Consider the following 23,421-nt stretch of genomic DNA (forward strand, 5'->3'; position numbering starts at 1 on the left):
CTAAAGTGGCACTGGCTCTTATTGAAAGAACACCTCACAAAAAGTCTAAGAGACAGAGAAGGTTTAAAGCAGGATTTGATCCAGTGTTCAGAGAAAAAGTCCTCAATCTTTAAATGCGTTTGCCCTGGGTAGGTGAGGATAGAGGCAATAATTTTTGGCAACACCAGATAGGAGGTGGCGTTGATGCCCATCACTTCAAGGGCGTCAATTTGTTCCGTGATCCTCATAGTGCCCAGCTCACCGGCAATATTGGAACCAACTTTCCCGGCAAATACAATGGCCATGATGGTAGGGGCCAGTTCGAGGAGAGTCATGTCACGCACTACCATTGATACAATGTAAAGGGGAACAAGCGGACTCACCAGGTTGTAGGCTGTTTGCAGGGTGGTAACAGCCCCCATAAAAGTGGCAATAATAGCAAATAGGGGAAGGGAGTTATAGCCGATCAGAATGGCCTCATCCACAACCCTCTTGGCGTAAGTCTTAAACGACTCCATGCGGGTAAACTGCTGCCCCAAAAAGATCATGAATTTGCCTATGCTTTCCATTTGCTCAAATTTGTTCCAAGAAAAAACATCCCCACCGTTAAAGAAAGTTTCGGACAGGAAAAAAGAAGATTAAACTAACTTTCGGGGATATTGGTTACCCTTCGGGTAGCGCAATTCCACAATTTTAAATAGAATCTGGCACTTAGTTGCTTGAAAGTCAGGTTAAACGATAGTAAAATGAATAAATTAATTGTTGTCACCGGGGGTACGAAAGGCATAGGCAGGGGTATTGTTGAGGCGTTTGTTCAGCATGGGTTTGATGTAGTCACCTGTGCAAGGTCAGAAGACCAGCTTGCGTCGTTGAAAACGGCGGTAGGCGAGATGGCGCCTAAAGCTGTAGTGCACACTTTTAAAGCAGACCTAAGCAAAAGAGCTGAAGTTGATGCCTTTCTACAATTTGTTAAAAAAACAGGCAGGCCAGTAGACGTGCTCGTCAACAACACGGGTGTGTTTATCCCCGGGCAGGTGCATACTGAAGAGGAGGGCGCATTGGAAACAATGATTGATACCAATTTGTACAGTGCCTATCATCTTTCGAGAGGAATTATTCCCGGAATGAAAGAGGCTGGCAAAGGCCATATCTTCAATATTTGTTCGATTGCCAGCATTGTTGCTTATGCCAATGGGGGCAGTTATGCCATCAGTAAGTTTGCCATGTACGGCATGAGCAAGGTGCTGCGGGAAGAAATGAAGCCTTTTGGGATCAGGGTGAGCTCAGTGCTGCCCGGAGCGACTTTCACCGCCAGCTGGGAAAAAGCCAACATACCTGAAGAACGTTTTATTCCGTTAGAAGACGTAGCTACTATGGTTTGGGCAGCGTATAGTCTGTCACCCAGATCCGTGGTGGAGGATATTTTGATAAGACCTCAGCTGGGAGATATTTAAGGCTTTTTCAGGATGGGGTTATAGGTGTCGGCACGGCACCTAGCCACAATGCAAGAGCCGTCAGACACCGGTTGTTTTTCGGAGCGCTCTTTCCCAATCTCCACACGCACACAGGGCGTCTGACAGCCCCATCGCTTAAGCCCGCTAGCCGTACCGACGCCTTGCTTCAGTCTCCCGTCTTCGAACTTCCTTCAAACCCTTCCTGCTCTCCTTCAAGCACTCCCCGGCGTCTGACAGCCCCGACGCTACTGGCCGCTAGCTGTACCGACGCCTCTCCCGACTCCGGTCTTCCGTCTTCAAACCTCCCGGGCCACTCTTTCCTCGTCCACTTCCAAACACTTAAACACTTTATTAGTTAACTTTGCGGAATCTATTATACCATTAGTTTATGCACACTGCGGACGCAGCCCTTCTGTCTAAAATCAACTTCTGCAACAGTCTCACTTCTTATTCGAGACGGAAAACCATTGAGGTAACCATTGGAGATACCCCCATGGGCGCCCATCACCCGATCAGGGTGCAGTCGATGACTACTATCGATACCATGGATACAATGGGGTCGGTTGAGCAGTCTATCAGAATGATTGAGGCAGGATGTGAATACGTCCGCATCACGGCTCCCAGCGTGAAGGAAGCTCAGAACCTGGAGGCCATCAAAAAAGAGCTAGTCAAAAGAGGGTATAACACACCGTTGGTAGCTGATATTCACTTTACCCCCAATGCAGCTGAGCTTGCCGCAAGAATCGTGGAAAAGGTGAGGGTGAATCCAGGCAACTATGCCGATAAAAAGAAATTTGAGGTTTTTGAGTACACTGATGATGCCTACCAGCAGGAATTAGAACGCATCAGGGAGAAGTTTATTCCGCTGGTAAAGATCTGCAAGGAGTATGGCACTGCCATGCGCATTGGCACCAATCATGGTTCACTTTCCGATCGCATCATGAGCCGCTATGGCGACACGCCGCTCGGCATGGTGGAGTCGGCCCTGGAGTTTCTGCGGATTGCTGAAGAGCTGAACTACTACAACATTGTGCTGTCCATGAAGTCGAGCAATACACAGGTGATGGTGCAAGCCTACCGCCTTTTGGTGAAGATGCTGGACGACGAGGGATTCAAGCCCTATCCGCTACATTTGGGTGTGACTGAGGCTGGTGAGGCCGAGGATGGTAGAATCAAATCGGCTGTGGGCATCGGCACATTGCTGGAGGACGGTTTGGGTGATACAGTCAGGGTTTCGTTAACCGAAGAGCCGGAGCTGGAGCTGCCAGTGGCGAGCGCTTTGGTTGAAAGATATGATCACCGGGCTGGGCACAAGACCATTGTTCCGGTTGAAAATCCGCCTTACAGCCCCTTTGAATACACGAAACGCCATTCTCAGGAAGTCTCCAATATTGGCGGCGACAACGTGCCAAGGGTAATTACGGACATCAGCAGACTGCAAAACCCGGAGTATCCTGACTTAAAGGTAGCAGGTCATTTCTACCTACCCGAGCCCGACAAATGGAGAATGAACGACTACGGCACTGACTATGTCTATTCAGGAAGTACGCCAGTGCCGTTTATGTTGCCCAATGGCCTGAGAGAGATCATGGACTACGCCGTTTGGGTCAATCATACCGATCAGAAAAACACTTATCCGCTGATTGATATCAGCGATTTAAACATTGCCAAATTACACCCAGAGCTCAATTTTGTTCAGGTCTCGGATGAGGAAGCTCTTGATATCGACTGGAAAACGCTGGCCGCTAGAAAGGACATTGTACTCATTATCAAGACAAATAATGCACATGCCTACCCGGCTCTGCGTCGGATGTTCTTTGTGCTGGAAGACGCAGCAGTGAAGCTGCCAGTCATCATCAGGAGAGATTTTGAGCCCATTTCTAACGACAAGCTGATGCTATTTGCCTCCACCGATGTGGGTGGGCTGCTTATCGATGGCTACGGCGACGGCATTATGTTGGGTTGGGCCAATCAAATGTTGGAAGGGAACGACGCTGTCAAGCCGCAGATTAAGTTGTACAACGACACCTCATTCGGCATTTTGCAGGCGGCTCGCACCAGAATGTCGAAGACGGAATACATTTCATGCCCTTCTTGTGGCAGAACGCTGTTTGACCTACAGGAAACCACCGCCATGATTCGCAAGCGCACCGATCACTTAAAAGGCGTGAAGATTGGTATCATGGGCTGCATTGTCAATGGCCCGGGTGAAATGGCCGATGCCGATTATGGCTATGTGGGCTCAGGTAAAGGTAAAATCACCCTGTATAAAGGCAAGGAGGTAGTGAAAAGGTCAGTCGCCTCAGCAAAGGCAGTTGACGAATTAATAGAAATCATCAGGGAAGACGGTAGATGGACGGAACCCGAAAAAGTGGAGGCATAACCAGTATGGCAAATTCAGAGAATCAGGAAAAGAAAGAAAGCACCAACTACTTCGACTTTAGCGAAGTGTTTAAATACTACTTCCGTAAAAAGGATCCCAATAACAAGCCAAACTTCAACCTAAGGATGATGCATGGGATCAACAAAATTTCGATCCTTTTGTTTTTGATGGCGCTAATTATCTGGACCATTCGCCGCTTGATGTAATGAATATAGAAGAGTACAGAGACTATTGTATTCGCAAACCGGGCGTCACCGAGGGCTTTCCTTTTGATAGCAATACGCTCGTGTTTAAAGTAATGGGCAAGATGTTTGCCCTCGCCGATGTGGAACTTTTCAGAAGTATCAATCTCAAATGCGATCCCGACAGGGCCATTCAGCTAAGAGAAAGTTACGAAGGAATTAAGCCCGGCTACCATATGAATAAGCAGCACTGGAACACCGTGGACACCGATGGGTCGGTAGGAGACAAACTCTTGTACGAATTGATCGATCACTCCTATACGTTGATTGTTGACAGCCTGCCAAAGAAATTGAAGGAGGAGCTTGCCAACTATGAGTAAATCGAAATACACTTTTCTAGCCATTTTCCTACTTTCGTATATAGCACTTTTGGGGTGCAACGAGGAAAATAAACAAAATACTGAAAGTATGGATCAGGTCGGCAATTTGAAGTTTTTGGCGCTTGGTGATTCCTACACCATAGGTGAAAGCGTTGCTGAGAGCGAGAGGTGGCCTGTTCAGCTGGCTGTAGCACTGAGCCAAAGTGGTGTCTCCGTGGCACCTCCGGAAATTATCGCCACAACAGGCTGGACTACCGATGAGCTGCAAAAAGGTATTGAAAATGCCTCCCCGACGCCCCCATATGACCTTGTGTCGCTGCTGATTGGCGTGAATAACCAATACAGAGGTCGCTCGCTCGATGAATACAAGACACAATTTGAAGCGCTTTTGGTACAAGCAATCCACTTCGCAGGAGGAAAGGCCGAAAAGGTGTTCGTTGTTAGTATTCCGGATTATGGAGTCACTCCTTTCGCTGCTGACCGAAACCCGGAAAAGATAGGGAAGGAGATAGATGCCTTTAATAAAGCAGCTGAGGCTATTTCCAAAAAGTTTGGCGTGGCATTTGTGAACATCACTCCGGGGTCGAAAGAAGCAGCCAACGACCCTGAATTGGTGGCAAGCGATGGTTTGCATCCTTCAGGAAAGATGTATACTCAATGGGTATCCGAAATCTTCCCCATAGTTGAAGAGATGATCAAATAGAAAGAACCTTTTTCGCCTCCAATAATATTTTTATATTTGGCGTTTACTAGTAAACCAAATATCGCCGGCTAGCTTTTTATAATACAATTTTCAGTCTGACTGACTATCAACCCATCGGCATTTAATGAGATATCGCTCTGGCCTTTATTTTTTAATTGTAGTTATAACAATTGCCGGACTGATCTCCTGTAAAAGCAATCAAATTTGCCCTGCTTTTCAAAGTACCTTTATCCTTGACGACTCCTTGCGGATGCTTGCGTTCTCTCCATTTGGGCCTGATTCTATGCCTAAATATGGGCCCTGGGTGAAGAAGAATAAGAATGGTATTATCACCCGTGATCCCTATCTCGTTAAGAATTATAACCTGAAGACGGTGAAAATGGAGAACCAGTTCGTTCCTATTTCTGCTGATTCGGTTACGTTCGATGAAGATTTGTACCAGGATGAAATGGCCGCTGCAGATTCACTGGCACCTGCGTCAACCGACTCATCAGGTGTAGACAAGCCTGCGACAGCGCCTCCAACAAAGCCTGCACCGAAGAAGTATATCAGAAACTACGACCCGAAAGACCAGTTTAACGAAGAGCAAATATTCTACAACAAGCTGTTTGGCGAGGTGTTCGTGGCTCCCAAGGAGGTGCCAGCGGCAGAAGATTCTCTTCAGACTGATGGCGCAGCTACCCCGCAACTGGATTCCCTGGGCTATGAATCTCCTGTAGAAAAGAAAGGGCTTTTCCGAAAAAGGAACAAAAAGCCAAAGGACGAAGCTTTGGAGCCTGAGCTACCTCTGGACGCAGCCGATACCACTGGCACAGGATTTTAATTTCCCCAAACTCTTTTTCATTGCCTGGTGTTGTAAAGTTCTGGTGAAGTACTTTACCATTATTCTATCAATTAAGTAGATTAATAAACATCAATTATGGCAACACTAAGACTTGGCGATATAGCGCCGGATTTCAAAGCAGAAACGACAGAAGGGCCTATCAGCTTTCACGAATGGCTGGGCAATGGCTGGGGTATATTGTTCTCACACCCTGCCGATTTTACGCCGGTTTGTACTACCGAACTGGGAACAACAGCCAAGCTCAAAGGCGAATTTGAAAAGCGGAATGTGAAAGTGGTGGCGCTCAGTGTTGACCCACTGGATAGCCACAATAGCTGGATCAAGGATATCAACGAGACTCAAAATACGAATGTGAACTTTCCCATTATCGCTGACGGCGACAGGAAAGTGGCTGAGTTGTACGACATGATTCACCCCAATGCGAACGAGAAGCTTACAGTAAGGTCTGTGTTTATTATTGGCCCCGATAAGAAGGTGAAGCTGATGATTACTTATCCGGCCTCTACCGGCAGAAACTTCAACGAGCTATTGAGAGTGATCGACAGCCTGCAGTTAACAGCTAACTATTCGGTAGCCACTCCGGCTAACTGGGAAAATGGCCAGGAAGTGGTGATCGCACCGGCTATCAGCGATGAAGATGCAGACAAGAAGTTCCCCAAAGGATATAAGAAGGTAAAGCCGTACCTGAGGCTTACTCCCCAGCCTAATTTGTAGGTAGAAGGGGTTAATTTCACCTCGTTAGAAAGACCACGGAGGTACTCACCCTGTGGTCTTTCTTTTTGTGACCAACCTGAAAGTTCTGCCACTACTCCGGCTATTTCACCACCCGATTAATTTTCCAAACCTTCCTAACTTTGAGGCGTTTAAGTTGCAAGTTAAACCACCTGTCTATGCGTTTGAAAAAGAGGTTCTTTACCCAACCTATTGTTTTATTCTTTGTTGCCACATTACTCTCCGTTTCTTTACAAGCACAAAAACCAGCACGATACAATGGTGCTGAGCTAAAGCAAATGCTAAAGAAACTCAATGTGCTTGGGTCAGTGATGTATATCGCAGCACATCCTGATGACGAGAACACGCAGATGATCGCCTATATGGCCAATGAGAGATTGTATCAGACTGCTTATATGGCTTGCACACGAGGCGATGGAGGACAGAACTTAATCGGCCCGGAGATCAGGGAGCTGCTTGGGTTGATAAGAACTCAGGAGCTGCTTGCGGCGAGAAGGACAGATGGTGGCCAGCAGTTTTTTTCACGAGCCAATGATTTTGGGTACTCAAAAAACCCGGAGGAGACATTTCAAATTTGGGACAGGGAGAAAGTGCTTTCAGACATGATCTGGAACATCAGGAAATTTCGCCCCGACGTTTTGATCACCAGGTTTCCACCCGATGGACAGAGCCATGGCCATCATACTGCGTCAGCTATTCTGGCAGTCGAGGCTTTTAAAGCCGCCGCTGACCCAAAGCGATTTCCTGAACAACTAAAATACGTAACTACCTGGCAGCCAAAACGCATCCTATGGAACACTTCCCGATGGTTTTATACCAACCCTGGAGACTACGATTCGAAGGATTGGATTGGGGTGGATGTTGGGGCCTACAGCACCTTGCTGGGGAAGTCGTATACAGAACTATCTGCTGAAAGCAGGAGTATGCATAAGAGCCAGGGATTTGGTGCCACTGGTTCAAGAGGAACAAACGTTGAATACCTTCAGCATCTTGGAGGAGAGGCGGCCAAAGAGGATGTGATGGAGGGTGTGGAAACCACATGGAGGCGGGTAAAAGGTGGTGATAAAGTGGCGTTCCATACCGAAAATGCATTTATCAACTTTGATCCTGAAAACCCCACACTTATACTTCCTGACTTGATGCAGGCTTATCAGGCGTTGAATAGCATAAGTGATGTGTATTGGAGAGAGGTGAAACAGGAAGAAATAAAAACGCTAATCAAAGGCATTACAGGCCTTTTCCTGGAGGCAAAAGCAAACGAATACGCAGTTACTCCTGGCGACTCTGTAAAAGTGAATTTTGAGGTAATCAATCGGTCTCCTGCCACGCTCGTGCTCAGGGCGCTTGTTGTCAATGCCTTGAATGACCGTATATCGCTGGATCAGAAATTGGAAAACAACCAGGGATTTCAACTTGAGAAGAGCTTCGTTATTCCTGCTGGGACGGCCTATTCGCAGCCTTATTGGTTGCAAAAAGAAGGTACTATAGGAATGTATGCTGTGGATGACCAACTATTGAGAGGACTTCCGGAAAACCCGCCTGCTGTAATGGTCAACTATGTGGTGGCTGTTGACGGGCTGGAGCTGGACTTGGAAATGCCTTTGATCTTTAAACGAAACGACAGGGTGGATGGTGAGGTTTACAGGCCTTTTGTGGTGACACCCCCTGTATTTGCTGACATCAATGAAAAGGTTTATGTGTTTGCCGACAGTGAGCCAAGAACAGTACAAGTCACCGTGAAGTCTGGCAAGGCAAATATAGATGGGGCTGTGGCCCTAAGTTTACCAAAAGGATGGGAATCAAAACCAGCCAGCCAGCCATTTAGCCTGGCAGTGAAAGGAGCAAGTCAGGTTTTTGAATTTTCGGTAACGCCCCCGAAAAAGCAGGGAGCCGGCACAGTGACGGCTGTTGCTACAGTTGGAGGTAAAACTTACAGCAAGGGCCTGATTGAAATTAACTATGCACATATACCTGTACAAACGCTCTTCCCCGAATCATCGGCGCAGGTGGTGAGAATTGATCTTGAAAAGAAGGGGCAGCTTGTAGGCTATTTGATGGGCCCCGGCGATGAGATTCCGGCAAGCTTGAGGCAGATAGGGTACACTGTTGATGAGCTTACGGTAGAAGAAGTAGCATCGAAGGATTTACAAAAGTATGATGCCATCATATTGGGAGTAAGGGCCTTTAATACGATGGATAAGCTCAAGTATGAAAATGAGAAGCTATTCAAATACACAGAGAATGGTGGAACGGTGATTGTCCAATACCTGACTTCCGGTGGAATGGTGACTGATAAAATTGCCCCCTATCCGATTAAGATTGGCCGGGACAGGGTGACGGTGGAGGAAGCCCCGGTTAGATTTTTGGATGAAAAAAGTGAGGTGCTCAGCTATCCCAACAAGATCACAGAAAAAGACTTTGAGGGCTGGGTGCAGGAACGTGGTCTCTACTTCGCATCGGAGTGGGACGATCACTTTAAGCCAGTTTTGAGCAGCAACGACCCCGGAGAAGACCCCCTTTCCGGTGGGCTGCTTGTGGCACAATATGGCAAAGGCTACTACGTATACACAGGCTATTCATGGTTTAGGGAGCTCCCGGCAGGAGTTCCGGGTGCCTATCGCCTCTTTACCAACTTGATTTCATTAGGAAAAAAATAATCTACAACTACCGTGATTGAAAAAAGAGAACTTCGGGAGGATGAAATGGATGACGCACCCTTTTTGGGCTCATGGAAGGCCATTTACCTTTTTGTAATGGCATTTTTTGTGGTACTGATAGGGCTGTTTTACTGGTTCACTGTTAGCTATCAATCCTGACCCTAATTCCTACGCATGAGCAACATTGACCTGATTGTATTATTAAGTACCCTTGCGTTCATAGTAGGGTACGGCACGCTGAAATATAAGAGCCACACCAATATTGACGGCTATTTACTTGGAGACAAAAGTTTTAAATGGGGAACCATAGGGCTTTCCGTGATGGCCACGCAAGCCTCAGCCATCACCTTTATTTCAACACCCGGCCAGGCTTACGAAAGTGGTATGGGGTTCGTTCAAAACTACTTTGGACTCCCTCTCGCCCTCATCATCGTTTCGGCAGTATTCATTCCCATCTACTATAAGCTTAAGGTATTCACTGCTTATGAATTTTTAGAAAAGAGGTTTGATCTTAAAACGAGACTCCTCGGAGCCTTTCTTTTTCTATTGCAAAGAGGGCTGGCTGCGGGTATTACCATCTATGCGCCGGCTATTATCATCTCCACAGTGCTCCACTGGGATCTTTCCTATACCATTATGCTGGTTGGAGGACTCGTGGTCATATACACTGTGAGTGGTGGAAGTAAGGCAGTAAGCATCACACAAAAACAGCAAATGGCTGTGATCATGATCGGCATGTTTGTCGCCTTTGGCATACTCATCTATCTCATCACTGAGCATGTTAGCTTCAGTGACGCCTTAAGTCTCGCCGGTAGTCTAGGCAAGCTGGAGGTGGTGAACTTCTCTTTTGACAGTGAGGTTAGATACACCTTCTGGACGGGAATCACGGGAGGCTTGTTTTTGCAGATGTCTTATTTTGGCACTGACCAATCGCAGGTATCCCGCTACTTATCGGGCAAAAATGTGGCAGAAAGCCGGATGGGTCTGATGTTCAATGCCATCCTGAAAATTCCCATGCAGTTCTTTATCCTTTTTGTGGGAGTAATGGTGTTTGTGTTTTACCAGTATAATTTGCCTCCGGTTCATTTTAAGGTGTCGAATGTAGAAATGATCGAAGGGTCGGCAAAGGCTGATGAATATCTGGCGCTGGAGGCCAAACACAGGGAGGTATTTGATCAAAAGCTAGAGGCGATCACTGACCTGCAGACCGCAAGGATTGCAAACAATGAAACCGCAATAAAAAGTAATGAAGCTTTAGTTATTCAATATCAGGCAGAAACGGAGAAGACCAGGCAAGAGGTAAAGAACCTGCTTACGTCGGTAGATGCTTCGACGGAAACAAAAGACTCCGATTATATCTTTCTGTCGTTTATTCTCGAATATCTTCCTGTGGGCGTTATTGGGCTTCTACTTGCTGTTATATTTTCTGCAGCAATGTCGTCGACAGCTTCGGAACTCAATGCGCTTGCTTCCACCACCACCGTTGATTTCTATATGAGGCTGGTGAAAAAGGATGGAGCCGAAAAACATTTTGTCCATGCATCGAAGTTTTTCACCGCCTTCTGGGGACTGGTGGCCATTGGCTTTGCCCTTTTTGCCAATTTGGTGGAGAACCTCATTGAAGCTGTGAACATCCTTGGCTCTATATTCTACGGGAGCATCCTTGGCATATTCCTGGTTGCATTCTTCATCAAGGTCATCAAGGGGCCAGCCGTTTTTTGGGCAGCCGTCATTTCTCAGCTTGTCGTTATAGTGCTCTTTAAAACCACCGACATTGCATATTTGTGGTACAATGTCATCGGCTGTGTTGGTGTGATCGCTCTGGCCTTTGTCATCAATACAGCTATTAAGAAGGACTGATCGCATCAATAAAAAGCCCGTCAATCGATTGATTTATCGATTGACGGGCTTTTCAAACCGCTGAGAATTATTGGCTAGTCTTCTTTTTTAGCTTCCGATAGCGAGCCTTTTCTTGTCTTCACGTTGTCGAGCACCCAACTACCCACTTGCCTGCCCTGGGTAATGCCCTCTGTGATGGCTGGCATGTAGTGAATGCCTCCGTATAAACGGCTGATAGCAGCCTCCTCACTAGCGCCAAAGAACGAAGCGAAACTTCTTGGCTCCAGGCCGTATTCCATTTCGGTGGTATCCTGATAACTAAAATTTTCACCGTAGAGGTCAGTCAGCACTGAGGCTGCTGCGTTTGAAATAACGCTGTGGCCACTGGTGTATTCGGGGAATGGTGGGGTCTGTAGCAAAGGCACCCAGTCTTCATCCACAAATTGATTGATAACGGTTTCCGGTCGGATCAGGATGCTCCGCCATTTTTCATCCCAGCAGGCAATGAAGCCATCAAAGAGCCCAATGGTTACCATGGTATACGCCTCGCTCGTTTGCATGAAGTTGGAGTTGGCTTGCTTGGTGGCAATCGCCGTAATGCCGACCCAGTGTCCGCCAGGAGTTATTTTCTTAGTGGCAAACATAGCATGGCCCTTGTGGTGAGAAACGTAGGGGTTACAGTCCCAGAACTTGGCAATATCAGTTTGCTCCTCGGTGAGATTAACACCTGTTTCGTAGACCTCCATCAGCTCCTTATAGAACTGACTGGTCTTTGCCATGTCGTAAGGGGTAGGTGGTTTCGGTACAAATTGATTACATGAGTCAAGCACCAGAGTTCTGATTTTCATCCAATGAGGCTCGATACCCTCCATGTAGTCTGGCGGCGTTGGTTTCCAGTAGTCTGGATTATCCATCACGGTGTATTTGGGAAAAGACCGAGACTGTTTGTAGTTGTCCAGCGCCACCCAATCCATGACGTGCTTGGCCATTGCTTCGCCATACTCAATGGAGTTGTCAAAAACATCTGAGGGAATATCGGTTTCCTGTATTTTGTTGTAAAGCTTGTTTCTGAAAACGTCCATTTTATCCTCAGAGAATATCAGCGCTTTGCCAACGGTAAGAAAAGCATGTATAGAAGCCAGGTGCAGATCCATTTCTTTGGCAGGGTCTGGCTTCGGAGCTTCGCCCAGGCCGTTTAGTTGGCCAGCCAGCGACTGATAGTCAGGATATTGGTTGACAAGCACCTCGTAGGCAGCAATATTTGGATACACATAAATTCGGCTGGCAACCGGCGGGGAAAAAATATCGTGAACGATTATGTCAGTAAGTTTTTTGACCGACGCATGGTAGAGTTGGGGATCTTTCAATACCTCCTTGTATTCGCCCTTTGATGTATTACAGCCATTTAGGGTTAGACCCACAATAGCCACACAGCATGTTCCTAGTAAAAAACGTTTTAACATCACTTTCTCCTTTGTTCTTCTGGGTGCAAAATTAAAAAATATTCTCGACTGTATTGTTTAACATGTAAATGACGGGCTTATCGTTGTTTCTTGCAATGACGAAAAGCAGTTTTCCAGGAAAATGTAGCGTTTTGATGTCTTTTATCTCGCCGGCGACCTTTAAACCACTTTTTCTGGCGCTGACAGGGTTGAACTTTCCTTTTCCATCCCCTAAAAGCACAAGACCCTGGCTGGCATCGTAAGTTCCGAAATAAGGCGAACTGCTGAAGCTGTTTCCTCCAAGCAATATGTCAGTGTGTCCGTCACCATTGAGATCCGCTGTTTCGATAGCCGCCACGGGTGCAAATTGAGCCTGTGTCGGTAGTGGGTGAATTTTGAAACCCTGATTGTTGATGTTTTCAACCCAAACTGATTCAAAAGTGCTGGCCTGTAGGTGGAGGCTGTTGTTCAGTGCCGTTTCGCCAAAAATTTCCTCTACCGTTTTTCCCGCAAAGTCTGCATGTTTCACGAAATTCTTTTTCAGGGATGGAATTTGCCTGATCAACTCGTCTTTGGTATTCACGGTGAAAACCCCTTGTGGTGTAGAGTAGCAAAGAACCTGATCCAGAGAGCCATTCTCATCAAAATCGTTGCTATAGAGATGCATGGGGAACTCTAGCGTCGCTTTGTGACGTGTGTTTGTCCCAAGGTTACCCACTATAAAATCAGTGTCACCATCGTTGTCTACGTCAGTTAGTTTCAAAGCGCTCCACCAGCCATTAGAATGGGCCAGTCCTTCGAAATAGAGCCTGGTCAGCTGGCCCTTGTTGTTACCGTAAATGGCTATGGGCATCCACTCTCCAACGACGACGAGCTCGGGATAAGTATCGCCGTTCAGGTCGATCCACTGTGCATCGGTTACCATGCCCACTTCCCCCAACGCAGGAGCGATATCAGCGGTTGCATCGGTAAATTTGCCGGTGCCATCGTTGAGCAGCACATAGCTGAGCGGCAGCGCACCGTACTGCCCGGGTACCACCCGCCCGCCAATAAATAGATCCTGATCTCCATCCTGGTCAATGTCGGCAGCCGTGGCTACAGAACCGTGCTGATATGCATCGGGCAGTCCATTGCTCTGATCGGTAAACCCGCCAGCTCCGTTGTTTATTAAGAGCCTATCTTTTAGATTATTATTTCGTGGTGAGAATTCATTTCCACCTGAAACTATGTAGAGATCAGGAAGGCCGTCCCCATTGGCATCAAAAAAGAGGCAATTAGTTTCCTCCATTCTCATGTTGTCGACCTGGCGAGGCAGCAGTAAGGTTGAAAAGGTAGAGTCGCTGGCCGAAATGAAGAAAGAGCCTAACGCACCGGAGGCATTACCTATGTAGAAGTCGTCCCTTCCGTCGGCGTTGAAGTCCACTACTGCTACTTTAGGGCCTTCTTTGGAAACCAAATGAGGAATGAGAAATTCTCTATTGAAATCATTGAAATTGTTTTCTTTGTGAGTGAAGTCAATACCCAGGCCATCAGTTACGTCTATCAACAAGAGGCGTTCCTTTCGTTCAACGGTACGGTAAAATAACTTGGCTTCAGTTTCCTCAAGCTGAATCGACCTGTTGATTTCGACCTTTGTCAGAAGCTGCGTTTTGCCACCAGGCCAAACCACTCTCAGGGAGTCAAGTGTTTTGATCCCCCCAAGGCCAAAATGTACCCACGGACTCACGGAAGATTGAAACCCCCTGCTGACAAAATTTTCCTGATAAAAAACCTTACCATCTGCGTACGCAAACAGTTTGGCGCCTATCCCAAACGTGTTTTTCCCCTTACCCAGCGGAATTACCTTTAAGTAAGATTGTTTTGTTTTACTGGCCGACTCAGCCGTAGTGTTTCTGTACAATGCAGCGACTTCATTGATGTTGTTGACTATGAGGTCAAGGTCGCCGTCATTGTCAAGATCGGCGTAGGCAGCGCCGTTGGAGAGGGACGGAGCCGTCATTCCCCATTGGCTGCTTACATCAGAAAAAGTCAGGTCTTTGTTGTTTCGGAACAGGTAGTTGTGCACAGCTCCGTCAGGCATTTCATCCACCAGCTTTCGGTCACTCAAATTTGGATTATTGACGAGCCCGTCTCTCAAGTCTCTATTTGAAAGAAAATTGATGTAGTCCATATCGTTGGGCCTCCTTTTGATGCCGTTCGATATAAACAGGTCTTTGTAACCATCATTGTCGTAGTCGGCGAGCAGAGGAGACCAGCTCCAGTCAGTGGCGTGAATACCAGCAAGCTGGCCGACCTCAGAAAAGCTGGGGAGTCCATTGTCTTGGATGCCAGCGTTGAGCTGTAGGGCATTTCTGGTAAACTGTCGACCGTATCCAAATTTGAGTTTTAGACTATAAATTTCGTACGAGTCGTCGCCTGCCGATCGCTTGATAATTTCTTCGTCCTCGGGGAGCATGTCCAGCGAAATGATGTCGATAAGACCGTCGTTGTTGTAGTCTGCCAAATCATTTCCCATGGAGAATCGGCTGGTATGCCCAATTGTCTGCGCTATCGACTCAGTAAAGCTGACCAACCCAAGCGTGTCCATCCCATTATTGATATACAGGTAATCGTTTTCATTGAAGTCGTTGGAAACGTAAATATCGGGCCAGCCATCAGCGTTGACGTCGCTTATGCCTACCCCCAGGCCATAGCCGATATTGCTCGAATAGATGCCGGCCTGCTTGGTTACACTGGTAAATTTTCCGTTGTCATTTTTGAAAAGCCTGTCTCCGGCGTTTCCATCGTCGTATTTGCGTAGGGTGGCCCTGCCGTAGCTTCGTTCCGTGTGCACGGAATGGTTGAGCAGGTAGGCATCGAGATCGCCATCGAGGTCGTAGTCAAAAAAGGCGGCTTGTGTGCTGAATCCGCTGAAGTCCAAACCATACACTGAAGCCTTTTCGGAAAATGTAAGGTCTCCGTTGTTAATAAACAGTTGATTGGAGCCCTCGATACCTTTGTATTTGCCCAGTCTGCATTGATAAATGTCGAGAAAGCCGTCACCATTAATGTCAACCATTGTCACACCAGTCTTCCATGCGCCTGAGGCAGCCACACCGGCCTTGTCAGTAATGTCCTCAAACGTCCAGTCACCTTTATTGATGTAGAGCTTGTTGTCTTCCTGATTGGCAGAGAAATAGATATCCAGCAGCCCGTCGTTATTTACGTCACCTATGGCAACACCGCCCCCATTGTAGAAGTAGAGGTATTCGATGAGGTTGATTTCTTCGTCTTCTGTAAGGGTGTTGGAAAAGCCAATATTGGTTTGGTCAGACGAAGCCGATTCAAACAAATGAGTGGCCTTAGGCTGCCCATCGTCGCAGCCTGAGAATAGTAGGAGGCAAATGAAAGCCAGGCCTGGTAGCAGACCATATTTTGGATGACGCAGGTACAGCATCATTTGTTGATTTCGATTGTTTTCTGCGGAATAATAACCGAGGTTGGGTGGTAGACAAACATTTGCAGCGCATCATTGTTGTTGGCTACGAGGAGCATTTGCTGGCTTCCTACCTTCATGAAGGCCATTTCCCTTGCCTGCCCCTTTAATGAGAAGCCCGACTGTTGGGCTGAAACGTTTTTGAAGCCACCCTGTCCGTTGCCTTGAAGCATCACGCCATAACTTGCATCATACCGGCCAACCTCAGGTTTAGTATCATAAAGATTTCCCGCAAGAAGAAGATCCGTCACCCCGTCCTGGTTGAAATCGTTGGCTAGAATAGCATAGATCGGCGAAAACTGGGCTTCCTGAGGCAGTTTCACGATTTCAAAGCGTCCGTTCGATTTATTAATGAGGGCCACTGACTCCAGTATATTTGCAGTAAGCCTGGTGGCATTCGCTAATTCCTCTGAGGTGAAAATGTCTTCCATTTTCTGTCCTTTGAAGTTTTCGTATTTCAGGTATTTCTTTTTGAGACCCGGCAATTGCATCACCAGGTCATGCTTAAGCGCTACCGGGTAGGAGAAATCACCGTTATACTGAGTTAGAATTTGCTCCAACGACCCGTTTTGATCAAAATCACTTAGAAAGAGGTTGATGGGCTTTTGAGCAGAGGCTTTGAACCTGGAGTTCAGTCCGTGATTGCCCACGATGAAATCGGGAAGCTCATCACCATTGAGGTCGGCCATTTCAATGGCGTTCCACCAACCTTCAGTATTGGCAAAACCTGCTTCGATAGAGGTATTTGTAAACTTTCCGCCATCATTTCTGAAAAGGTTTATTGCCATCCATTCCCCAACAACCAACAAATCCTGATCACCATCTCCGTCAATGTCCGACCACACTGCGTCTGTGATCATTCCGATATTTTTAAGGCCAGGCGCTATGGTGCTGGTAACTTCCTCAAAATTTCCGTTACCATCGTTTTGCAGGAGATAACCATTGCCGGGCTCTCCATAGAAATAGGGCTTTGTTCTTATACCAACGAACAAGTCCATGTCACCGTCGCCATCATAATCAGCTACGTTCACAGTTGAGCTACTTTCAAACTTATTGGCTGGAAGTACCTGGGCAGTTCTTTCAAAGCTGCCACTGCCTTTGTTGATATAGAGACGATCAGATAGGGAAGGGGAGCTGTTTGTTACTTCACTACCTCCGCTGGCCACATACAGGTCATTCTTGCCGTCGCCATTGGCATCAAATATTGCACAATCCACATCTTCAGCACTTTTATCTTTTTCAAAAGTAAGCTTACTTTCCGACCCGAAGGTGCCATTGGGTCTCTGTATAAATAGTTCGCCGGCCATTTCCCTTGCTCCGCCAATAAACAAATCCTCTCTTCCGTCGCCATTCACGTCGCCTTTGCACATGCATGGTCCTTCTGTCGACAACATATGAAAGATCAGCCTGTCTCTATCGAAATCGACGAACAGATTCTCTTTGTGCTGATAGTCTATACTTGCCTTTACTTGATCTGCGGCAACGGCCTCAAACATTGTTTCTCTGGAATTTGAGCCAGTTTCCATTGGCTTTTTTTGCGAGGGCACTCCATCTTTCTCGCTAAGAGTCAGTGTCTGCCTGGTGGGTACATCCGTCAGTATGGTGACCGATCCACCAGGCCATTCCACAATCACCGAGTCGGCTTTGGCGGCCTTGCCCAATCCAATATTCGGGCGAAAGTCGACGGTAGACTGAAACCCTCTGATGGGCATTTGCTCGATATAGTGCCTATTTCCTCCAGCCACGACGGTGATTTTGGTACCCGTGGCAAATGTGTTGCTTCCAACACCTTCCAATTTGAATTTCAAAAAACCATTGTCAGGATTGAAATCTTCGTTTTTGTTTTCATAGAGGAAAATGGGCATGTTCACGTTATTGACCACGAGGTCAAGGTCACCGTCGTTGTCCAGGTCGCCATACGCCGACCCATTGGAGAAACTGGGCTGGCCCAATCCTAACTCTTTGGCTTTGTTGGTGAAAGAGTAATTCTCATTGTTCACGAAGCCGTAGTTAGGCACAGCCTGAGAAGGTATCAATTCCACCAGCTGCTTGTAGTCAACTCCTTCCGATGAAATGATACGCTGAATAGTACTCTCTTCGGTGACAAACTTGAGGAAGTCCTGATTGGTCAGGTCCTGATAAATGCCGTTGGCAACAAAAATATCCTTGTAGCCATTATTGTCGAAATCAAAAATAAGCGCCCCCCAACTCCAGTCAGTAGCCGACACATTGGCCAGTCGCCCAATCTCACTAAAAGTATCGTCTCCGTTATTTAACTGGAGCATATTTCTGTTGAATTGGTGCCAGTATCCGTTGTCGAGGTTAAGTTGGTATTTGTCCCAGTTTTCGAAGGTGGTAACCGTTTTGATCCGTTCCTCGGCTTCAGGCAGCATATCGGTAACAAAGATGTCTGAATAGCCATCGTTGTTAATATCGGCCAGGTCAGCACCCATCGACGCAGCACTAATGCTCCTCATTTCTGACTCAAGCACCTCTCTGAAGGTGCCATTTGCGTTGTTCAGGTACAAGTAGTCTCTTTCAAAGAAGTCGTTGGAGACGTAGATATCCAGCCAGCCGTCTTTGTTGATATCGCCAATAGTAACCCCCAGGCCAAATCCGATGACGCTGCCGTAAATGCCCGCCTCAATGCTTACGTCGTTATAGTGGCCGTTATCATTTCTAAATAGCTTGTCACCACCAACTTCATCTCTTACGGGTCGTTCGTTTTTGCGAAGGTTGAAACTGCCAATCGCTTGATAAGAGTTGTTGAGTAGGTAGAGATCAAGGTCGCCGTCGTTGTCGTAGTCGAAAAAGGCAGCATGCGTTGAAAACCCCTGATCCGCTATTCCATACTCTTCAGCACTTTCTTTGAAAACAGGAAGTCCTTCCGCATCAGGCCCCTGGTTGATAAACAGCTCATTTTGCTTGTTGTCGCCCTTTATATCGCCTGAGTTACAGACATAGATATCTATAAGGCCATCGCTATTAACATCAGCAAGACTTACTCCAGTGGACCACGCCTTAGTGCCCGCTACGCCCGCTGTTTCCGTTACATCTTTAAAGATGAAGTTTCCCTGATTGAGGTATAGCTTGTTGGGCAGCATATTGGCTGTCAGGTAGATGTCAATCAACCCATCATTGTTCATGTCCCCCAAGCCTACACCGCCTCCGTTGTAGTAGTTTCTGTAGGTATAAATGTTAAATTCTTTCGTGAAAGTAAGGTTGTTTTCAAAGGCAATACCGCTTTCGCTACTTTTCACTGTTCTGAAGAGGGTAGGTGCAGCATTGTCCAACTCCTGCTGACAGGCGATAGTAAACACCAATGCCGTAATAGGAACCACACGGGTAAGGAATAAACTCTTCGCTGTTTGGTACTTGGTCATTTTACCTTCTTTTAAAGGGAGTACTAATTCTCTTCCTGTTTTTCTAATTCAGTGACGACTTTCATATCAGAGAACACCGCCTGCACAAACTGATCGTCTCGAATAAACAAATTGATTCTTCGCCTTCCGTCTATTTTTGCATAAATCTTGCCTTGATTCGGGTGGTTAACCACCTGAAAACCGTCGCCGTACCAGACCTTAAACTGTTCATACATTTCCTCCAGCAGCACGTCCGACCAATACTGCTTGTTCCATGGGGCCCAGGCCTCATAGGTGAAGGTGACGGGCATCTCGTAGATCTTTTCGTCATGAAATGAAGGATAGAACCTCATTATCACAGGCGCTTTGAATTCATCTTTGAGTTCGTATTGCACACTTGTAGCACCTGTGCCATGGGCAAAAAGCTTTTTCTGATTCATTTCAGAACAATACTGAAAGAACTCTTTGCGATCCATGCCAAAATGGAAGCCCAGGAAAAGGCTGTCATAGTTTTCTTTCCTGGTTTTGCTGCCAACTGAAGAGTCGCATGAAAAAAACAACGTTGCACTCAAAAATGCACAGGTTACTATTACTCCAATTGATCTAAATTTCATTTTCATCATCTTAATAACTATAAAACTCCGGGACATCATTGTTTTTCCCCACTACTATCATTTTTTGTTTTCCCACTTTAATTTTTTGCGCCGACCTGATTTCTCCCCTGGTGTGTATGCCGGACTCGGCACCTTTCAATGAGGTCAGGGTTCCTTTTCCATCACCTTTAAGCATCAAGCCATAGCTGGCGTCATAAATCCCCGTCTCAGGCTTTGCCCTGTATTGATTGCCACCCAAAAATACATCCAAATGGCCGTCATTATCAAAATCCTCAACAAGCAGGCTGTACACCGGGGCGAATTGAGCCTCCAGCGGAAGCGGTTGCGAGCTAAACTGCCCATTGCCTTTGTTGAGAAGTAACTGAGAGGAGAGGTCATTGACTTGCAGAATGATGGAATTTGAAATTTGCTCAAAAGTAAATGCTTCATCCATGCCCTGGCCGACGTAGTTTTTGAATCGCAGGTATTTCTTTTTCAGTACGGGTATTTGCATCACCATGTCTGTTCTCATGACCAGCGGCAGCTCCTTACCGCCGTCATAGCGTGTAAGTATTTGCTCCTTAGAACCGTTTCTGTCAAAGTCATTGATATACATCGAAATTGGCTCAAGCTGACTTGCTTTGAACCTTGAGTTCAAGCCATGGTTGCCCACTACAAAGTCAACCAGACCGTCTTCATTAAAATCACCGGCCGCAATCACATGATACCACCCGCTGGAGCCAGCTAGGCCAGACCTATCAGAGACCTCAATGAATTTTCCATTTCTATTGAGAAATACCCTTATGGGCATCCAATTTCCAACGACTACTAAATCCACGGCTCCGTCGTTGTCCAGGTCGCTCCACAGCGCATCAGTGATCATGCCAATGCTGGTGAGGTCGGGCGCAAATTCAATCGTGACATTCTGGAATATGCCCTGGCCGTCATTGTTGAGCAGATACCCATTTTTTTGTTCTCCATAGAATCCGGGCGTCATTCGCACACCCACAAAAAGGTCGGCGTCGCCGTCGTTGTCATAATCCATCGCTCTTACCACCGATGTGCTTTCCAATTTAGCGCTGGTGGGCAGAATTTGCTGGCTCTTTACGAACCGGCCTTTTCCTTTGTTGATGTATAAGCGATCTACCAAAGCAAGGGAGATGTTTGGTACTTCGTTGCTGCCGCTGGTGACATACAAATCGGGTAAATTGTCTCCATTGGCATCGAAAAATGCACAGCCGGTATCCTCAGCTTCTTTGTCGCCATCAAAAAGCTGGCTCGATGTTTCCTGGAATTTGCCGTCTTTGGTTTGTCTGAATAACCTACCGCTTTGCCCTTTTGCACCTCCGATGTAGAAGTCGTCCAGACCATCACCATTGATGTCGGCTACACAGGTGCAAGGCCCTTCATTGGAAACCATATTGAATAGCAAGCGCTCCTTATCGAAATCGACAAACGAACTTTCAATATGCTTGAAGCTGACTCCTTGAGGTAAGACTTCCCTGGTGAATACAGTTGTGCGGGGGCCAATAGCTACCACATTTGGCTTTTTAATAGCGTCTGCCTGGGAGAATTCAACCGCTTTGTCTGTCGAGAGGTGTGTCGCAATAGATACTGTTTCGTTGGGCCATTCTACCACCAGCGAGTCGATCACATCGATTGTGCCGAGTCCGAAATGCAAACGATAGTCGACTGACGACATGAACCCCCGCATAGGCGAAAGCTCCTGATAGAACACCTGACCTTGGCTAAAAAGCGTCACTTTTGAGCCTACCGCAAAGTAGTTCTGTTGTTCGCCACGCAGCGAGACGGTCAGGCTGTGATTTTCCGGGTGCTGTTCTTTGGCGTTGTTTCTATACACAAAGGCAGGCATGTTCACATTATTGAGTACGAGGTCGAGATCCCCATCGTTGTCGAGGTCACCATAGGCAGAGCCATTGGAAAAGGAGGGGAGGGCTAATCCCCACTGGCTGGCAAAGTTTTCGAAATGCAGGTTGCCTGTGTTTTTGAAAGCATAGTTTGACACCTTGTTGGACGGAATAGAGTCAATTAGCTGCTTAATCACATTGCTTTTTTGTTGAAGGATACTCCTTACTACCTCCGGGTCTCCGATGAAGTTGACATAGTCCTGGTCGAGGAGGTCTTTGCCAATGCCATTAGCAACGAAGATGTCTTTTAGGCCATCATTGTCCATGTCAAAAATCAGGGCGCCCCAGCTCCAGTCGGTGGCATGTGTGCCTGTTAGCCTTGAAACTTCGGAGAAGCTCAACTTTCCATCTGGCCCGATTCCGTTGTTAAGCTGAAGAACATTTCGGCTAAATTGGTGGTAGTAGCCCTGTTCGACACCTACCTGATATTTATCCCACTTTTCGAACTGGGTGGTGGTTTTGAGCCTGGCGTCGTCTTCAGGGAGCATTTCAGTCACAAAAACTTCAGGTAGGCCATCGTTATTTATATCGGCCATGTCGGCACCCATTGAGCCCATACTAAGCTCTCTGATGTAGCTTTCGAGGTCTTCGGTAAAGGTGCCATCCTGGTTATTGATATAGAGATAGTCTTTTTCAAAGAAGTCGTTCGATACGTAAATGTCAGGCCAACTGTCTTTGTTGAGGTCGCCTATCGTTACGCCCAACCCAAAGCCGATGGCACTGGTGTAAATACCTGCTTGTTGGCTTACATTGGTGAATTTCCCGCCATCATTTCTGTAGAGTTTGTTTCCGCCATCGAGGTCAGGAATATTTCGCTGCCCTTTTCTAAGGTCGTACCCACCAACGGTGCGGATGCTGTTATTGAGAAGGTATAGATCGAGGTCACCATCTTTGTCGTAATCAAAAAATGCCGCATGCACCGAGAGTCCGACATCCGCTATCCCATAGGCCGCAGCCTGGTTGGTAAAATGCGGACCGTTTACGGTATCGCCGTCGTTGATCAGCAGCTCATTGCTTCGATTGGGACCTCCCGACGGCCCGGACTTGCAAAGGTAAATATCCAGCCAGCCGTCTCCGTTGATATCGACCAGGCTTACACCAGTAGTCCATACTTCCGAGCTTGCAATACCGGCTTTGTCCGAAATATCTTCAAACTTAAAGTTTCCTTTGTTCAGGTAGAGCTTATTGTCCACCAGATTGCCCGAGAAAAACACGTCGATGAGCCCGTCATTGTTGACATCACCCAGTCCTACACCGCCACCGTTGAAGAAATTTCTAAACGTGTAGGGGTTGAGTTCTTCCGTGTATATTAGTTCATTGTTAAATTCGATGCCTGTGGAACTGGCATCAAGAAGCGAAAATAGGGGAGTAGCCTGATTTGGCGATTCAGCTACCTGGTTGCAGGCATTTAACAATGCCGCAATCAAAATAAGATAAACAAATGTCGACCGAATTGATTTCACTTCCC

The 23,421-nt window shown here is 46.9% G+C and carries 16 protein-coding genes; 10 read left to right on the forward strand and 6 right to left on the reverse strand.

The window, feature by feature from the left end:
* Positions 1–548, reverse strand: a 548-nt coding sequence (locus tag GC130_RS19925; RefSeq protein ID WP_193217923.1) for an ABC transporter permease, incomplete at its 3' end; no start/stop codon positions are given.
* A gap of 177 nt (positions 549–725) precedes the next feature.
* Here GC130_RS19925 and GC130_RS19930 point away from each other — a divergent pair.
* The 10 genes from GC130_RS19930 to GC130_RS19970 all read left to right on the forward strand — a co-directional run bounded on the left by GC130_RS19930 (position 726) and on the right by GC130_RS19970 (position 11,174).
* Positions 726–1,433, forward strand: a complete 708-nt coding sequence (locus GC130_RS19930) for an SDR family oxidoreductase (protein ID WP_152000113.1) — start codon at positions 726–728, stop codon at positions 1,431–1,433.
* 388 nt (positions 1,434–1,821) lie between these two features.
* Positions 1,822–3,816 (forward strand): (E)-4-hydroxy-3-methylbut-2-enyl-diphosphate synthase, encoded by a 1,995-nt coding sequence (ispG, locus tag GC130_RS19935; RefSeq protein WP_152000114.1) that lies wholly within the window; start codon positions 1,822–1,824, stop codon positions 3,814–3,816.
* A gap of 5 nt (positions 3,817–3,821) precedes the next feature.
* Positions 3,822–4,022 carry a DUF6728 family protein gene (locus GC130_RS19940; RefSeq protein ID WP_152000115.1) on the forward strand — a complete coding sequence of 67 codons (201 nt, stop codon included), beginning with the start codon at positions 3,822–3,824 and terminating at the stop codon, positions 4,020–4,022.
* Complete coding sequence (locus GC130_RS19945) at positions 4,022–4,378, forward strand: MmcQ/YjbR family DNA-binding protein (RefSeq protein WP_152000116.1); 357 nt, start codon at positions 4,022–4,024, stop codon at positions 4,376–4,378. Before GC130_RS19940 ends, GC130_RS19945 begins: the two co-directional genes overlap by 1 nt.
* Before the next feature lie 88 nt (positions 4,379–4,466).
* Positions 4,467–5,081 carry an SGNH/GDSL hydrolase family protein gene (locus GC130_RS19950; RefSeq protein WP_152000117.1) on the forward strand — a complete coding sequence of 205 codons (615 nt, stop codon included), beginning with the start codon at positions 4,467–4,469 and terminating at the stop codon, positions 5,079–5,081.
* Between the two features lie 304 nt (positions 5,082–5,385).
* Positions 5,386–5,904: a hypothetical protein gene (locus tag GC130_RS19955; RefSeq protein ID WP_152000118.1), complete on the forward strand. Its 519-nt coding sequence runs from the start codon at positions 5,386–5,388 to the stop codon at positions 5,902–5,904.
* Positions 5,905–6,000: 96 nt separating this feature from the next.
* Positions 6,001–6,639, forward strand: coding sequence for a peroxiredoxin (locus GC130_RS19960; protein WP_152000119.1), 639 nt, complete (start codon positions 6,001–6,003; stop codon positions 6,637–6,639).
* 176 nt (positions 6,640–6,815) lie between these two features.
* The gene (locus GC130_RS19965) at positions 6,816–9,314 is read left to right on the forward strand and encodes a PIG-L family deacetylase (RefSeq protein ID WP_226940557.1); all 2,499 of its coding nucleotides are present in this window, start codon (positions 6,816–6,818) and stop codon (positions 9,312–9,314) included.
* Between the two features lie 12 nt (positions 9,315–9,326).
* Positions 9,327–9,473: a hypothetical protein gene (locus GC130_RS28665; protein WP_193217927.1), complete on the forward strand. Its 147-nt coding sequence runs from the start codon at positions 9,327–9,329 to the stop codon at positions 9,471–9,473.
* Positions 9,474–9,488: 15 nt separating this feature from the next.
* Positions 9,489–11,174 carry a sodium:solute symporter gene (locus tag GC130_RS19970; protein WP_152000120.1) on the forward strand — a complete coding sequence of 562 codons (1,686 nt, stop codon included), beginning with the start codon at positions 9,489–9,491 and terminating at the stop codon, positions 11,172–11,174.
* A gap of 74 nt (positions 11,175–11,248) precedes the next feature.
* Here the strand turns inward: GC130_RS19970 and GC130_RS19975 are convergent, their stop codons facing one another.
* The 5 genes from GC130_RS19975 to GC130_RS19995 all read right to left on the reverse strand — a co-directional run bounded on the left by GC130_RS19975 (position 11,249) and on the right by GC130_RS19995 (position 23,416).
* Positions 11,249–12,520 (reverse strand): vanadium-dependent haloperoxidase, encoded by a 1,272-nt coding sequence (locus tag GC130_RS19975; RefSeq protein WP_226940558.1) that lies wholly within the window; start codon positions 12,518–12,520, stop codon positions 11,249–11,251.
* A 127-nt stretch (positions 12,521–12,647) separates the two neighbouring features.
* Positions 12,648–16,034, reverse strand: a complete 3,387-nt coding sequence (locus GC130_RS19980) for a VCBS repeat-containing protein (RefSeq protein WP_152000122.1) — start codon at positions 16,032–16,034, stop codon at positions 12,648–12,650.
* Positions 16,031–19,453, reverse strand: a complete 3,423-nt coding sequence (locus GC130_RS19985; RefSeq protein WP_152000123.1) for a VCBS repeat-containing protein — start codon at positions 19,451–19,453, stop codon at positions 16,031–16,033. Before GC130_RS19985 ends, GC130_RS19980 begins: the two co-directional genes overlap by 4 nt.
* A 23-nt stretch (positions 19,454–19,476) precedes the next feature.
* A complete protein-coding gene (locus GC130_RS19990; protein ID WP_152000124.1) occupies positions 19,477–20,046 on the reverse strand; it encodes a hypothetical protein in 570 nt (189 codons plus the stop codon).
* A gap of 10 nt (positions 20,047–20,056) precedes the next feature.
* A complete protein-coding gene (locus tag GC130_RS19995) occupies positions 20,057–23,416 on the reverse strand; it encodes a VCBS repeat-containing protein (RefSeq protein ID WP_152000125.1) in 3,360 nt (1,119 codons plus the stop codon).
* Positions 23,417–23,421 lie beyond the last annotated feature (5 nt).

The organism is Imperialibacter sp. EC-SDR9 (genome assembly GCF_902498805.1).
Taxonomy (GTDB): Bacteria; Bacteroidota; Bacteroidia; order Cytophagales; family Cyclobacteriaceae; genus Imperialibacter.

Coding starts and splice junctions, on each gene's coding strand:
- GC130_RS19930 (WP_152000113.1), top strand. CDS start 726: ATGAATAAATTAATTGTTGTCACCGGGGGTACGAAAGGCATAGGCAGG.
- ispG (WP_152000114.1), top strand. CDS start 1,822: ATGCACACTGCGGACGCAGCCCTTCTGTCTAAAATCAACTTCTGCAAC.
- GC130_RS19940 (WP_152000115.1), top strand. CDS start 3,822: ATGGCAAATTCAGAGAATCAGGAAAAGAAAGAAAGCACCAACTACTTC.
- GC130_RS19945 (WP_152000116.1), top strand. CDS start 4,022: ATGAATATAGAAGAGTACAGAGACTATTGTATTCGCAAACCGGGCGTC.
- GC130_RS19950 (WP_152000117.1), top strand. CDS start 4,467: ATGGATCAGGTCGGCAATTTGAAGTTTTTGGCGCTTGGTGATTCCTAC.
- GC130_RS19960 (WP_152000119.1), top strand. CDS start 6,001: ATGGCAACACTAAGACTTGGCGATATAGCGCCGGATTTCAAAGCAGAA.
- GC130_RS19965 (WP_226940557.1), top strand. CDS start 6,816: ATGCGTTTGAAAAAGAGGTTCTTTACCCAACCTATTGTTTTATTCTTT.
- GC130_RS19970 (WP_152000120.1), top strand. CDS start 9,489: ATGAGCAACATTGACCTGATTGTATTATTAAGTACCCTTGCGTTCATA.
- GC130_RS19980 (WP_152000122.1), bottom strand. CDS start 16,034: ATGATGCTGTACCTGCGTCATCCAAAATATGGTCTGCTACCAGGCCTG.
- GC130_RS19985 (WP_152000123.1), bottom strand. CDS start 19,453: ATGACCAAGTACCAAACAGCGAAGAGTTTATTCCTTACCCGTGTGGTT.
- GC130_RS19990 (WP_152000124.1), bottom strand. CDS start 20,046: ATGAAATTTAGATCAATTGGAGTAATAGTAACCTGTGCATTTTTGAGT.